This is a genomic window from Nonomuraea polychroma, assembly GCF_004011505.1.
GTDB classification, from domain to species: Bacteria; Actinomycetota; Actinomycetes; order Streptosporangiales; family Streptosporangiaceae; genus Nonomuraea; species Nonomuraea polychroma.
Window position 1 is genome coordinate 855,594 of the sequence record NZ_SAUN01000001.1, and the last position, 13,557, is coordinate 869,150.

Annotated in this window: 12 protein-coding genes and 1 pseudogene; 8 read left to right on the plus strand and 5 right to left on the minus strand. The window is 71.4% G+C overall.

What is annotated here, in order from left to right:
* Window positions 1-88: 88 nt before the first annotated feature.
* From EDD27_RS03835 to qcrB, 3 genes are all read left to right on the plus strand, one after another.
* Window positions 89-358 (plus strand): hypothetical protein, encoded by a 270-nt coding sequence (locus EDD27_RS03835; RefSeq protein ID WP_277750689.1) that lies wholly within the window; start codon window positions 89-91, stop codon window positions 356-358.
* Window positions 359-397: 39 nt separating this feature from the next.
* Entirely contained in the window at window positions 398-1,051 is a 654-nt protein-coding gene (locus EDD27_RS03840; RefSeq protein WP_127931100.1) for a hypothetical protein, read from the plus strand.
* A gap of 67 nt (window positions 1,052-1,118) precedes the next feature.
* The gene (gene qcrB, locus EDD27_RS03845) at window positions 1,119-2,630 is read left to right on the plus strand and encodes a cytochrome bc1 complex cytochrome b subunit (RefSeq protein ID WP_127931101.1); all 1,512 of its coding nucleotides are present in this window, start codon (window positions 1,119-1,121) and stop codon (window positions 2,628-2,630) included.
* Here qcrB and EDD27_RS03850 read toward each other — a convergent pair whose 3' ends face one another.
* Window positions 2,631-5,894, minus strand: a complete 3,264-nt coding sequence (locus EDD27_RS03850) for a glucodextranase DOMON-like domain-containing protein (RefSeq protein WP_206641227.1) — start codon at window positions 5,892-5,894, stop codon at window positions 2,631-2,633.
* A gap of 125 nt (window positions 5,895-6,019) precedes the next feature.
* On the opposite strand from EDD27_RS03850, the gene EDD27_RS03855 reads away from it, so the two are divergent.
* Window positions 6,020-7,195: a L,D-transpeptidase gene (locus tag EDD27_RS03855; protein ID WP_127931102.1), complete on the plus strand. Its 1,176-nt coding sequence runs from the start codon at window positions 6,020-6,022 to the stop codon at window positions 7,193-7,195.
* A 161-nt stretch (window positions 7,196-7,356) separates the two neighbouring features.
* On the opposite strand, the gene EDD27_RS03860 is transcribed toward EDD27_RS03855, so the two are convergent.
* Both EDD27_RS03860 and EDD27_RS03865 read right to left on the minus strand, forming a co-directional pair.
* Window positions 7,357-8,043: a response regulator gene (locus EDD27_RS03860; protein ID WP_127931103.1), complete on the minus strand. Its 687-nt coding sequence runs from the start codon at window positions 8,041-8,043 to the stop codon at window positions 7,357-7,359.
* Window positions 8,040-9,158, minus strand: a complete 1,119-nt coding sequence (locus tag EDD27_RS03865; protein ID WP_164903465.1) for a sensor histidine kinase — start codon at window positions 9,156-9,158, stop codon at window positions 8,040-8,042. Before EDD27_RS03865 ends, EDD27_RS03860 begins: the two co-directional genes overlap by 4 nt.
* Before the next feature lie 153 nt (window positions 9,159-9,311).
* Between EDD27_RS03865 and EDD27_RS03870 the strand changes: the two genes are divergently transcribed.
* From EDD27_RS03870 to EDD27_RS56280, 3 genes and pseudogenes are all read left to right on the plus strand, one after another.
* The gene (locus tag EDD27_RS03870; RefSeq protein ID WP_241563852.1) at window positions 9,312-9,695 is read left to right on the plus strand and encodes a hypothetical protein; all 384 of its coding nucleotides are present in this window, start codon (window positions 9,312-9,314) and stop codon (window positions 9,693-9,695) included.
* Window positions 9,692-10,675 (plus strand): annotated as a pseudogene (locus EDD27_RS03875) (multicopper oxidase family protein); the annotation flags it as partial. The gene EDD27_RS03870 and the pseudogene EDD27_RS03875, both read left to right, overlap by 4 nt.
* A gap of 119 nt (window positions 10,676-10,794) precedes the next feature.
* Complete coding sequence (locus tag EDD27_RS56280) at window positions 10,795-11,085, plus strand: multicopper oxidase domain-containing protein (RefSeq protein WP_241563853.1); 291 nt, start codon at window positions 10,795-10,797, stop codon at window positions 11,083-11,085.
* Here the strand turns inward: EDD27_RS56280 and EDD27_RS03880 are convergent.
* Entirely contained in the window at window positions 11,049-11,288 is a 240-nt protein-coding gene (locus EDD27_RS03880) for a hypothetical protein (RefSeq protein WP_127931106.1), read from the minus strand. The genes EDD27_RS56280 and EDD27_RS03880 overlap by 37 nt on opposite strands.
* Before the next feature lie 358 nt (window positions 11,289-11,646).
* Between EDD27_RS03880 and EDD27_RS03885 the strand changes: the two genes are divergently transcribed.
* Window positions 11,647-12,513 carry a fumarylacetoacetate hydrolase family protein gene (locus EDD27_RS03885; protein WP_127931107.1) on the plus strand — a complete coding sequence of 289 codons (867 nt, stop codon included), beginning with the start codon at window positions 11,647-11,649 and terminating at the stop codon, window positions 12,511-12,513.
* A 33-nt stretch (window positions 12,514-12,546) separates the two neighbouring features.
* Here the strand turns inward: EDD27_RS03885 and EDD27_RS53905 are convergent, their stop codons facing one another.
* Window positions 12,547-13,419 (minus strand): hypothetical protein, encoded by an 873-nt coding sequence (locus EDD27_RS53905; protein WP_164903377.1) that lies wholly within the window; start codon window positions 13,417-13,419, stop codon window positions 12,547-12,549.
* Window positions 13,420-13,557: the final 138 nt, after the last annotated feature.

Below are 13,557 nucleotides of genomic sequence, written 5' to 3' on the forward strand. Positions count from 1 at the left end.
GACCGCCCATATGTGTTCGACAACCGTCGTGCACATCTAGTTCGCGGGAGACCGTATTCGGGATGAAACGATCCGCGTCCGCCGGGCATTGACCGCCCACCGCCATGACGGCAACTCGCCCGGGTGGCCCAGGGGAACCGGCGCCAACGACACCACCATGAACCGCCAGTGGGAGCGCAACACCTCCGAGAACGTCAACGTCACCACGACCACCCACCCGATCACGGAGCCCGGTTGGCACACGCTGAAGTTCTGGATGGTCGACCCGACCGTCGTGCTGCAGCGCATCGTGGCGGACACCGGCGGTGTGCTGCCCAGCCATCTCGGCCCGCCGGAGAGCCGGCGCACCGGCGCGTGAGCTTGATCCGGCGTTCCCGGGCCCGGGATCATGCGGGGAATGGACTACTACCTGATCTCCACCTCGGCACATGACCGGTCACCGGCGGGAGTCCTGGTGGAGGAGTTCGTGCTCTGCGAGGACTTCACCGCGGCCGGCATCGACAGCGCCGAATGGGGATCGGAGACGGGCGAGTGGCTGGCGGCCCCGGAGGTGAGCCGCCTCATCCGGTCCAACGGCGCCCTGCGCGCGCGGGTCGTGCCGGTGGGCCGGCGGCGTGCCGGGGACGCCTACGCCTACCTCGGCGGCGGCGAGTTTCCCGAGGAGGATCGGCTGCGCGAGTTCTTCCAGCGCCGCCAGCAGCTGCCTGCCTCCGCGCCGCTCCACCTGGGCACCGGGCCGGCCAAGGCACGGCGTTACCGCATCCTGTTCGCCGGCGAACTGGGCGCGGACGGGCTGGCGAAGGCGCAGGCGGCGCTGCGGCTGGAGCCGACCGGCGACCCCCGCGTGGTGGGCAAGGCGTCCGGCAGCGCGGGCGGTCACGGCTTCAGCTGGGAGCTGCGCCGCATCGGCGCGGGCATCGCGTGGTGCGTGGACGTGACCGTACGGCTCGGCGCGGGGCCGCTCGCCCTGCTCGGCGCGCTGCTCCACCACCACCGGGAGGCCATCCGGGAGCAGGGGCTGATCCCGGTCACGGTCGAACGCTTCGCCTGAGTGTCACAAATCGCCGCCGCGGACCGTCATGGAGGTGAAGGAACAACCGACATGACGCGGGGTAGCGATGAAGGGCAGCTCACTGGCCAAGGCGCTCGACGACCGGATCGGCGGGGCGGCCTTCATGAAGAAGGCGATGCGCAAGGTCTTCCCCGACCACTGGACGTATTTACTCGGGGAGATCGCGCTGTACGCCTTCGTGGTCGTCCTGGTCACCGGCGTGTTCCTCACGTTCTTCTTCAAACCGGCGATGCAGGAGGTGGTCTACAACGGCGCGTACGTGCCGCTGCGCGGGGTGCGGATGAGCGAGGCGTACGCCTCCACCCTGGAGATCAGCTTCGAGGTGCGGGGCGGTCTGCTGATGCGGCAGATGCACCACTGGGCCACGCTCGTCTTCCTCGCCGGCATCGTCGCCCACCTGCTGCGCAACTTCTTCACCGGAGCCTTCCGCAAACCCCGGGACCTCAACTGGCTGATCGGCGTGGCGTTGTTCGTGCTGGTGATGCTCAACGGGCTGTTCGGCTACTCGCTGCCCGACGACCTGCTGTCCGGCGCGGGGCTGCGCATCCTGCACGGGGTCACCTTGTCGATCCCGCTGGTGGGGACGTATCTGGCGGCCTTCCTGTTCGGCGGCGAATTCCCCGGCGATGACATCATCTCCCGGCTCTACAGCATCCACGTGCTGCTGATCCCCGGGTTGTTGCTCGTGCTCATCCCGCTGCACGCGGTGGTGCTGACGTGGCGGCAGACCCACACCCAGTTCCGTGCCAAGGGGCTGAGTGACCGGGTGGTGCGGGGCGCGCCGTTCTTCCCGACGTTCGTGGCGAAGACGACGGTGTTCTTCCTGTGGGTGCTCGGGGTGGTCGCGCTGCTCGCCACCGTGTTCCAGGTCAACCCGATCTGGCTGTACGGCCCGTACGTGCCGAGCACCGTCAGCGCGGGCTCGCAGCCGGACTGGTACATGGGCTTCCTGGAGGGCGCGCTGCGGATCATGCCGCCGTGGGAGTTGACCGTCTTCGGCTACACGGTCACCATGAGCGTGCTGATCCCCGCGCTGGCCGCGCCGGGGCTGCTGTTCACGGCGCTGGCTCTTTACCCGTTCGCCGAGCGGTGGATCACCCGCGACCACGCCATCCACCACCTGCTGGACCGGCCGCGGGAGGCGCCGAACCGACTCGGCCTCGGCATCGCCGGGGTCGTCTACTACGGCGTGTTGTGGATGGCCGGCGGCAACGACCTGATCGCCTCGACCTTCCACATCTCGCTCAACGCGACGACATGGATCTTCCGCGTCGCCGTCGTGGCCGGGCCGGTGCTGGGCTTCGTGGTCGCGCGCCGCATCGCCATGGGGCTGCAGGCCCGCGACCGGCACACCGCCGCCCACGGCGTGGAGACCGGGGTGATCGTACGCGGCTCCGAGGGCGGGTTCGCCGAGGTAGAGCGGCCGGTCACCGAGGAGGAGAGCGCGGTGCTCGTGCCACCGGCACTGCCCGCCCTGCCGCCCGCGCCGAACGGCGACGTCCCGGCCCCGGTCGGACGCCGGATCCGCGACGCCGCGCAACGTTCGTGGACCCGGTGATCACGGAACGAGGACGGCAGGCACGGCGACGGGGCCGGGCAGCGGGTTGAGCACGTCCGCCTGGGACTGCCCGGCCGGCACGATGATGTCCATCGCCTTGGGCACGGTGCCGGGATCCACCCCGCACAGCGGATCCGTCCCGCCCTCGGCGCACACGCCGAACAGGTACGGCTGCGGCGTCGCGGCGAAGCCCCTGGCCTGGTCGGCGCTGAAACCGTCCTGCCCGGTCAGCACGACCGCGAACCGCCATCCCGGCCCTGGCGTGCCGAACGTGCTCTTGGGCAGCGCGACCGTGATCGTCCGCGTGGTCCCCGAAGCCCGGACCGCCGCGCCCGCCTGGGCCGCGCCGGCGGCCGTCACCCACACCGGTGCGGCGAAGCCCTGGACCTCCACCCGCTGCGTCCACGCGTCCTGCTCGGCGATGCGGTGGTTACGCTGCGGGAACGCCGCCTCGGTTGACCGCGTCGCCACGGCCGGGTCCTGGACGTACACGTCGAGCAGTTGCGCGCCCATCTGGTTGCCGAACGTGGGGGACAGGTCGCGGAGCTCCGCCCGCAGGTAGACGGTCGTCGCGTCCGTGATCACCTGGAACCTGCGCAGGTCGAACGCCCCGTCGTGGAAGTCGGCGGCCGTCGGGTACGCGTAGGTGCCCGGCCCGTCGTCGTCCCCTTCGGGATCGGCCACGTCGAGCACGGTCGTGGCTCCCACGATGTCGCCGACCACCGTGCGCCGGGCGTGCCCGGTGCGGCCGTCCGCGGTGGTGGCGGTCACGGTGAGCACGACTTCGCCGAACGACACCGGCGCCTGGGCCGTGAACGCGCCGTCCGCCCCGGCGCGCGCCGAGACGATCCGGGTGGGGGCGCCGGTGTCGATGGGCGTGGCGGCGACGTCCACCCGCGCGCCGGGCGCCGTGGCGCCCTCGACGGTGACCGACGTGCCGGCCACCGCGGTCCCGTCGGCCGGGGCGGTCACGGTCAGCGGGGCGGCCTGCGGCATGCCGCGGTCGGCGTAGCGCTTGCGCACGACGGCGGGCTGCTCCACCGGGCGGGTGGAGCCGAGCGACAGGACGAGCCGGAGCGCCTGGGCCTGCGCCCAGGTGAGCGGGGACGCCGACCCGGCGGGACCGCCGTCGCGCATGCCGATCGAGGCGGTGGCCGGATCCGTGCCGTAGGGCGAGGCGGCCAGGTCGGGGTTCTCCCACGCCTGCTCGGGGATCAGCCCGGTGCCCGACGACATGTCGCGCATGGCCTTGAGCAGCGCCGCCGCGGTCGTCTGGTCACCGGTCTGGAGCGCCTGCTCGGCCCGCTCACCGGCCAGGACCGGCCACACGTGGCCCGAGCCGGTGTTGCCGGTCGGCCATGGTCTGCCCGACGGCGCGCAGGACGTCGGGTCGGGCTCGTAGCAGTCGCCGTACCCGTCCTCGGTGCCCTCGGTGTCGGAGCCGTAGCGGTACCAGCCGGGGCCGCTCGCCGTCGTGCGCTTGAGCACCCGGTCCACGACCGGCACGCTGGCCAGCACGTCGGGATCGCCGGGCGGCAGGATGCCGAGCCGGGTCAGCTCCAGGAACCCGGCGTCCACGACCCGACGCTGATCTTCGGTCGGCCCGCCGTTGCCCAGGTTGTACGACACCGCCGCGTCCGGATTCCCGTTCCTGGACAACCTCAGGAAGTACCGGGAGGCGTACGGACCGGTGGTCGTGACCGTCCATTCCTTGACCGACCGCGCGAAATGATCGGCCGTGGCCCGATACAGCCTGGCCCGCGCCTGGCTGCCCTCCCTGGCCGCGAGCTCCCCGGCCGCGACCAGCGCGGCGATCTCGGCCGCGATCGTGGACGGCGAGTAGCCCGACTGCTCCTCCCACCGCTCCACGCCGAACGCCGGACCGTGCGACACCAGGAAGTCGGCCGCCGCCCGCACGTCGTCCCACACGCCGGTCAGGCCGGACTGGTAGGCCATCAGGATCGGGTACGCGGTCTCGTCCAGCTGGTCGCCGCCCGAGTCGGGCGCCAGCGCGCCGTTCAGCAGAGAGTTACGCGGCAGCCGCCCGTCCGGCAACTGCTGGCGTTCCAGCAGGAACCGGGCAGTGTCCCGGGCCGTCGCCACGTCACCGGCGGCCAGGAAACCGGTGAACGCCTCGTACAGGTCGCGCGAGAACACCTCGCGGTAGGAGCCGAAGTACACCGCCTTGCCGCCGACCAGGTCGCCCGCCGAAACCGCCTGCCCCCACGGGCTGGCCAATGACGCGACGACCGCGCCGGGGAACGTCTTGTCCTCACTGGCCTTCAGCACGTTGGCCGACAGCCGGTAGAGGTCCGCCTGCGCGGCCGGTGGCCGGCGCAGTCCGGCGTCGTAGGCCGCCCAGCCGCCCTCGTAGTGGGCGCGCGTCGCCGGGAACGGTCTGGCGGCGGCCTCGCCCGCGACCCGCAGCGCGGCGGCCCGGCTGCGGCCGAACCCCAGCGCGAACGTCACCTCGCCGGCCGCGTCGAGCGGCAGCCGCGCGGTGGCGACCACGTTGCCGTCCGGCGCCTCGGCGTACGGGGTCAGCGTGCGGGCCGCGTCCAGCTGGGCGGCGCCGTCACTGGAGGTGCCCGCGTAGCCGACGCTCGCCTGCGGCAACCGCCGCTCGGCCCGCAGCGCCAGGTGGGTGGGCACCGCGTAGTCGCGGGCCGGGGCCGAGGTCTCGGTGTTCTCGTCCGCGATCACCGGCGCGCCGGTCGGCCCGTCGACGACGCCGCTGTCCGCGCCGCCGTTCGCCGGACCGCCGCCGCCGTTGCCGTTGACGCTCGCGTCCAGGCGCACGTACAGCCGCAACCCGGGCGGCTGCAGCCGGGTCCGCACGACGACGGCGTTCCTGCCGGGGTCGGTGAGGTAGGTGGTGGTCAGCCGGTAACGGCCGTTCTTGCTCGCAGAGGTGATCGTGCATGTCATGCCGGAGCGGTCGGTGGCCAGCTCGTACGTGGTGTCGCGGGCCTGGAGCTCGGTGAACGTGCTGCCGTCGGTCACCACGAACTGCATCGTCTCGACGTTGGTGTTGTCGATCGTCGGCTCGTACACGTCGGACAGGACGCCGCCCGCGACCGTGTACCAGACCTTGGACGACCTGTTCGCGGCCGTGCCCACGCAGTCCTTGCGTGCCAAGCCGAAGTGTGACAGCGTCCCCGGCCCGCCCGGGGCGGGCGCGGCGGCCTGGACCGGATCGACGGGGACGGCGACCAGCGCGGCGGAGCAGACCAGGGCAAGGACGGACCGACGCATCGCGAGCATGACAGCTCCCCTCCGATCATCCCCGTACCGTCGAGGGAAGACCGGCGCCGCTCTTGTGTCAACCCTCCCAATGCGGGAAGAAAGTCCACCGGTGACCTATTTGTCAGGCACGGGAGGCATCAACGATGCGGAACGGCCGGACCATCGCGACAACTCTGACCGCGGCGGTGCTCTTGATCTCCGGATGCACCTCCGGCGGGGGCACGTCGGCGCCGGGCAAGCCCGTGGAGCAAGGGTCGGTGGCCAAGCTGGCGTTCACGCCTGCCGACGGCACGAAGAAGGTGCCGCCGGACAGCGGGATCAGCGTCAAGGTCACCGACGGCAAGGTCACCAAGCTGACCGTCGCCGACGCCAAAGGACGCCAGGTACGCGGCTCGGTGGCCGCGGACGGAACGTGGCGTCCCCAGTGGGCGTTACGGCCGTCCACGACGTACACCGTCAGCGCCGAGGCGACGGGCACGGACGGCAAGCCGGTCGCGGCGCAGGCGAGATTCACCACGCTGAAGCCGAAACGGGTGCTGGACAGCGGCATGTCGCCCCTGGACGGCGAGACGGTGGGCGTCGGGATGCCGGTGCAGTTGCTGCTGTCCCAGCCGATCACCGCCGAGCAGGACCGGGCCAGGATCGAACGGGCCCTGGTGGTGCGTATGTCCGAGCCGGTCGAGGGCGCCTGGAGCTGGGTGAGCGACCGGGAGGTGCAGTTCAGGCCGCGCGAGTACTGGCCGGTCGGCGAGAAGGTCACGGTGGTGGCGCATCTGGCCGGGCTGCGCGCGAGTGGAGGGCTGTGGGGCACGAAGGACCGCAGCCTGACCTTCACCGTCGGGCCGTCGCACATCACCAAGGTCAGCAACGAGACCCATCGGGCGGTCGTGCGGGAGAACGGCAAGGTCGTCAGGACCATCCCGGTCAGCCTCGGCAAACCGGGCGACGACAGCTACTCCGGCACCATGATCGCCCAGGAGAAGGCCGCCGACATCGTCATGGACTCCGCCACCGTCGGCAAACCCGGCGAGTACCGCATCCGCACCAAATGGAATGTGCGGATGACCTACAGCGGCACCTTCTTCCACGCCGCGCCGTGGTCGACGGGGGCGCAGGGCAGCCGCAACGTCAGCCACGGCTGCGTGAACGCCAGCCCGGAGAACGCCCGCTGGTTCTACGAGTTCACCCAGCGCGGCGACATCATCGAGGTGACGGGAACGTCCAGGAAACTCCAGTTCGGCAACGGGCCGACCCCGTGGGCGAAGTCCTGGGAGGACTGGCTCGCGGGCAGCGCCTTGGGCAAACCGGTCAACGGCTGACCGGGCGTGCGCGGCGGTGGCCCGAAGGACGCAGACTGGGTAGATATCGTCGCCGTGCACGGAAGGCGTTGAGGTATCGCGTTGCATGCTGACGGAAGCGGACGGGGGATGGTCCGGCTTCCCGCCGTCCTGCTGTGGATGCTGGTCTGGCTGCTGAACGTCTACGAGTTCCTGCTGGCCTTCTGACCATGCCCGCCGGGGACCACCAGCCCCGACTCGTACGCGAACACGACCAGCTGCGCCCGGTCACGCACGCCCAGCTTGGTCATGGACCTGCTCACATGGGTCTTGGCGGTGGCCTCGCTGATCACCAGGTGCGCGGCGATCTCCTCGTTCGACATGCCCCGTCCCACGAGGGACACGATCTCCCGCTCCCGCCCGGTCAGCCGGTCCGAACCCGGCACCGGTGCCGGTCGCGGCGGTGTGCTGACGTACTCCTCGATCAGGCGGCGCGTCACCGACGGCGACAGCAGCGCCTCGCCCCGGGCGGCCACCCGCACCGACTGCAGCAGGTCGCCCGGCTCGATGTCCTTGAGCAGGAACCCGCTGGCCCCCGCCCGGAGCGCGGCGAAGACGTACTCGTCGAGCGCGTAGTTGGTGAGGATCACCACCCGCACCCCATCCAGCTCCGGGTCCGCGCCGATCCTGCGGGTGGCCTGGATGCCGTCGAGCAGCGGCATCCGCACGTCCAGCAGCGCCACGTCCGGCAGCAGCCGCTTGGCCAGTTCCACGGCCCGCGCCCCGTCGCCCGCCTCGCCGACCACCGTGATGTCGTCGGTCAGCTCGAGCAGCGCCTTGAACCCGGCCCGGATGAGCGGCTGGTCGTCGGCCAGCAGGACCCTGATCACGGCCGTACCGGAACGGGCAGCTCCGCGTGCACGCTGAAGCCGCCGCCCTCGCCCGGGCCGGCGGTGAGCGACCCGCCGGCGGCGACCGCGCGCTCCCGCATCCCGATCAACCCCATTCCTGGCCCGGCCGTGCCGGCCTCGCCGTCGTTGTCCACCCGCAGCGCGATCCCCGCCGGATCGTAGCCGACGGACACCGCGACCGCCGCCGCGCCCGCGTGCCGCAGCACGTTGGTCAGCGCCTCCTGCACGATCCGGTACGCGGCCCGGTCCACCTCGGGCGGCACCGTGTACGGGGTGCCGGTGACGGTGTAGGACACCCGCAGTCCCGCCCCCTCAGCCCTGGACACCAGCCGTGGCACCCCGGCGAGCCCGCCATCGGGTGCGGCCTGGCGCAGCACGCCCAGCGTGGCACGCAGCTCGTTCATGGCCTCGTGCCCTGACTCCTTGATCGCCGCCAGCGCCGCGCGGGCCCGCGCCGGGTCGCGTTCCAGCAGCTCCATGGCCACCGCGGCCTGCACGTTCACCACGGAGATGCTGTGCGTGAGCGAGTCGTGCAGCTCCTGGGCGATCCACAGCCGCTCCTCGCCCGCCCGGCGCAGCGCCGCCTCCTCGCGGGTGCGCTCGGCCTCCTCCGCCCGTTCCTCCACGGCCCGCAGGTACGCCCGCCGGCTCTTCACTACTTCGCCGACCACCACCATCGCCACCAGCCAGCCGCTCAGCAGGTTCATCCCGCCGGCGGCCGCCGGGTCCTCCTCGGCCAGCGCCATGAGCCCGTAGACCGGCACGGCCAGCGCCACCGCGAGCCAGATCGCCTCTTTGCGGCGGCCGAGCGAGGCGAGGGTGTAGATCGAGGCCAGTGCGGGCTCGGCCGCGAACACGCCGGGATAGTGCGCGCTGTAGTAGGCGATCGCAGCGGCCACCGCGACCAGGCCGGCGGCCAGCGGAGCCGCGCGCCGCCAGGCCAGCGACACGGACGCGACGACGATCAGCGTGATGCCCACCCCGTCGAGCGGCCGCTCGTAGGGGCCGGTCCACGACAGGTTGCCGTACGTGCCTGCCGTGATCGCCACCAGTGCGCCCGCCGCCATGAGCGCGTCGATCCTCCGGCTGTCCATGCCCACAAGGTAGGCCAGACCACGCGCACCCGACGTCATCCCCCTGGCGTACGTTCGCGGGCGCGGAGCAGGCATGTACCACCACGGGAGTACGTCCCGGTGCCCTCCGCCGGCCGACGCGATCTCCAGGCGTCAGGTCGCACGATGGCGGCCATGACCTCATCGTGGATCGTCTGGTCGCTACGGGTGACGGCGACCGTGCACCTTGCCGGGGTGCTCGCGCAGGCGGAGCTGGCCGGGCTGTTCGTCACCGGCGACGTCGACCTGCTGACCTGGCACAGGAACAACGCCGGGTTCACGCACAGCGCGTTGTACCTGCAGCTCGTGGCCGCGATCCTGCTGTGGCGGCCGGGCCGGGGGCCGCTGTGGCCCGCCCTGGTCAGCCTGGGCCTCGTGGCGGCCGAGACCGTGCAGGTCGCGGCGGGGCAGGATCGGGTCCTGGCGCTGCACTTCCCGCTCGGGATGGCGATCTTCGGGCTGTCCGCCGTGTTCACCGTGTGGACCTGGCGCGCCGGCCGTCGTGTGAGCACGTCATGAGGGCCGTCTCGCGGCGGGCGTTCCTCGGCGTCCTGGGCGGGGCCGGGCTGGCCGCCGCCGGATGCGGAGCCCTCGCGGAGACCTCGGGGCAACTGCTCGCCAGCCGGCTGCCACTGCCCCGGCCCTTCACCGTGCCGCTGCCCGTCCCCGATGTCGTCCGCCCGGCACGCCCGGGCCGTTACGAGGTGACGCAGCGCGTGGCCAGAGTCGAGATCGTTCCCGGCACGACCACCGAGGTCTGGGGCTACGGCGGGACGTTCCCCGGACCCACCTTCGAACTGCGGTGCGGCGAGCCCGTCACCGTCGCCGTCCGCAACGAGCTGCCCGTGCCGACCTCCACTCACCTGCACGGCGGCGTCAACCCGCCGGACTCCGACGGCTACCCGGCCGACCTCGTGGTGCCCGCCGGCTACGGCACAGGACACCACGGGAACGCCGCGGGACATGACGGGCACCAGCATGCGGAGACCCGCCACCACCTCGTGAAGGACTATCACTACCCGGTCGACCAGCCCGCCGCCACGCTCTGGTACCACGACCACCGGATGGACCACACCGCGCCGCAGGTGTGGCGCGGGCTGGCCGGGATGGCGCTGGTGCGGGACGCGGAGGAGGACGCGCTGCCGCTGCCGCGTGACGAGCGCGAGCTGCCGCTGATGATCTGCGACCGGTCGTTCGACGAGGACGGCTCCTTTCGCTACCCGGACCTGCGCGCGGGCGGCCACTTCGGGAGCGACTACATGGAGGGCGTCGAGGGCGACGTGATCCTCGTCAACGGCGCGCCCTGGCCCGTGGCCGAGGTGACGGCAACCCGCTACCGATTGCGCCTGCTGAACGCCTCCAACGCCCGCCGCTACCGGCTCGCGCTCGTGCCCGGCGGCCGCTTCACCCAGGTCGGCAGTGACAGCGGCCTCCTGGCCGCGCCCGTGGCCCACGACACGATCCCGATCGCGCCGGGGGAGCGGTACGACGTGGTCGTGGACTTCGCCGCCTACCCGGCCGGCAGCCCGGTCACCCTCGTCAACACCCTGGCCGACGGCCCCGCCTGGGCACGGCCGAGATCTGGCGCCTCACCAGCGACTTCCACCATCCCGTGCACGTGCACCTGGCCCACTTCCAGGTGCTCGCGCGCAACGGCCGGCCGCCGGCCGCCACCGACGGCGGTTGGAAGGACACGGTGGACGTGCGCCCGTACGAGGTCGTGGACGTGCTCGCCCGCTTCCACGGCTACCGGGGCCGCTACATGCTGCACTGCCACAACCTTGAAACACGAGGACATGGCGATGATGGCCGACTTCGACGTGATCTAGGTCGGGCAGGTCCGCATGTCGGGTACGGGAGAGCGGAGAAGGCTCAGGCGCTACGTCGCGCCGGGATGTCGATGGCCTGAGCCTCCCAGTTCGCGATCAGCTCTTCGTCGCGAGTGCGGTCGCCATCGAGGATTCCGGCGTTGATCGAGGTGGAAAGGTGCTCGTCATAGTCGCTGTCGCCGGGCCGTAGAGGCACGGCGCTGTCAGCGTGCCACCCCTCGGACAGATCAGCATGGAAAGGCACCAGCAGGGACTTGTCCTCCCTGAGGATCGCTGTCCACATGGCCTATTTCGCCTTGATCGTTACGCCGCTGAGCGTCTGGTCAGGATGGTCCGGCACTGCCTACGCCGGCTCGACGTCGTCCGCGCTCCGGCCCAGAGACGCAGTGCACGAAGGCAGGCGACGTACGCCTCCCATGTCCTGACGCCGTCCGGCCGGGGAGGAGACGGGAGCGCACATCCTGTGTCACCGGCACCGCCTCGAAGTCTTGTCGCGCTTCGTACGCCATCAATTACAGCAAGCCATACCCAGTGCCGTCAGGCGATCGCGATCGAAAGCCTGAGGCACCCGGCGGGACGTTGCACCGCCCGGGTAGGAAAGACTCTCATCGGACTTATCTGATGAGAGTGAGGAGCAGGCCATGCACATCGTACGGTTCGTCAGCCCCCTGACCGGCGCGGCCGCGGTCGGCGTCGACGACGGCGAACAGGTGGTGGAGCTGCCCGGGGTCACGACCGTCGGCGAGTTGCTGAGGCTGGGGTCCGGTGAGCTGCGGGAACGGTGCGCCGGGGCGGACGGGACCCGGCATCCGTCGGGCTCGGTACGCAGGCTGGCGCCGGTGGACGGCCAGATGGAGGTCTGGGCGGCGGGCGTGACCTACCGGCGTTCGCGCGAGGCGCGGGTGCTGGAGAGCGAGCGGGCAGCCGACGTCTACGAGCTGGTCTACGACGCCGAGCGGCCCGAGCTGTTCTTCAAGTCGGTGGCGTGGAAGGTGAGCGGGGACGGCGGGCGCATCGCGGTGCGGGCCGACTCGGAGATCGACGTGCCGGAGCCGGAGCTGGGCCTGGTGCTCAACGCGCTCGGCGAGATCGTCGGCTACACGGTGGTCGACGATGTGAGCTCGCGGACCATCGAAGGGGTCAACCCGCTCTACCTGCCGCAGGCCAAGATCTACCTGGGCGCGTGCGCGGTGGGCCCGGCGATCCGGCCCGCATGGGAGGTCGCGGATCCGTACGCGCTGGACATCACGCTCACCATCGGCAGGGCGGGGGAGACGGTGTGGGACGGCAAGGCCTCAACGTCGCAGCTGAACCGCCGCCTGGACGACCTGGCCGGCTACCTGTTCAGGGCCGACTCCTTCCCGGACGGCGCGGTGCTGGCCACCGGCACGTGCCTGGTCCCCGACCTGCCGTTCACGCTGCAGGACGGGGACACCGTGACCATCGGCATCTCCGAGATCGGCATCCTGACCACCATCGTGGTCAGAGGCCTGGAAGCGATGCGCTGATCCGGCGTCCTCCGCGCCCAGCCCGCAAAGCTTTCAGAGGCTTCGCTGGGACTCGGGGGTGGCGTGGACCTGATCCCAGTCGATGGCCACCTTCTGGGGGTCCTCCGGGGCGATCTTGGCGGGGAGCCGGGTGTCGGGGAAGATGAGGGCCAGGTACTGCGGCGGGACCCGGTGGGCGAGGCGTGCCTCGTACGAGCCGTTCGGGCCGCTCACGCGGAGGACGAGGCCCAGGATGGGGTCGCCGTTGTCGGCGGTCATGCCGTCCGTCGAGAACGTGCCGAGAACCGTGACCATGGCGGGCACGCCCCGAGCGAGAATGTCGGCAGCCGAAACTCGCTCCCCAGCCGACGGGGTGTTCCACCTCGGGGCGCGCTCCCAGTCGATGAGGAGGAGGCCGCGGTTCTGCGGGTCGACGTAGACGGCGAGGTGGGCGCCGGGGAGGACGGCACCCACGAGGAGGCGCGGAATCGGCTCGCGGTGGGCGACGCGGTAGGCGTCCCCGCTCTCGGGGCGTACCTCGAGGTCGAACGCGACCACGGGCTGGTCGTTGATCGTCACGCCCGTGTCCTGCATCGAGAGAATGACGGCACCGGCCGGCACGCCGTTGTGCCGGAGGTCATGGTTGCCACCGGCCATGTCTTTGATCATTCCGAACAGCCCGCCGGATCGGCTCGACTGCACCTCTCCACCGACCGCCGACATGGCCGTGCGCATCGCGCGACTGGTCAGGCCGAGCACGATCATGAACGCTCCGGGGATCGACAGCGTCATGCCGACGGAGAAGGCGATAGTCGCCCAGTCGGGTATCGGCCACATCAGCATCCCGGTGACCCCGGCCGCCAGCACGAGGCCGCCGATCACTTCCACGGCCACTCCCATCGGGAGCAGCATTCCCTTACGCGTCATCAGCGTGTTCCTTCTCACCGGTCCTGTTCGTACGCTGATCAGGTAACGGCAGAGCGCTTGACTGATGCTTGCACGCCGTTTGCCGACTGAGGGAGCGCCGCCCGGCGCCCCCCGGCCGGCCGGCCAGGACCTGATTTC

Coding starts and splice junctions, on each gene's coding strand:
- EDD27_RS03870 (WP_241563852.1), top strand. CDS start 9,312: ATGACCTCATCGTGGATCGTCTGGTCGCTACGGGTGACGGCGACCGTG.
- qcrB (WP_127931101.1), top strand. CDS start 1,119: ATGAAGGGCAGCTCACTGGCCAAGGCGCTCGACGACCGGATCGGCGGG.
- EDD27_RS03880 (WP_127931106.1), bottom strand. CDS start 11,288: ATGTGGACAGCGATCCTCAGGGAGGACAAGTCCCTGCTGGTGCCTTTC.
- EDD27_RS03850 (WP_206641227.1), bottom strand. CDS start 5,894: ATGCTCGCGATGCGTCGGTCCGTCCTTGCCCTGGTCTGCTCCGCCGCG.
- EDD27_RS03840 (WP_127931100.1), top strand. CDS start 398: ATGGACTACTACCTGATCTCCACCTCGGCACATGACCGGTCACCGGCG.
- EDD27_RS03855 (WP_127931102.1), top strand. CDS start 6,020: ATGCGGAACGGCCGGACCATCGCGACAACTCTGACCGCGGCGGTGCTC.
- EDD27_RS03885 (WP_127931107.1), top strand. CDS start 11,647: ATGCACATCGTACGGTTCGTCAGCCCCCTGACCGGCGCGGCCGCGGTC.
- EDD27_RS53905 (WP_164903377.1), bottom strand. CDS start 13,419: ATGACGCGTAAGGGAATGCTGCTCCCGATGGGAGTGGCCGTGGAAGTG.
- EDD27_RS03865 (WP_164903465.1), bottom strand. CDS start 9,158: ATGGACAGCCGGAGGATCGACGCGCTCATGGCGGCGGGCGCACTGGTG.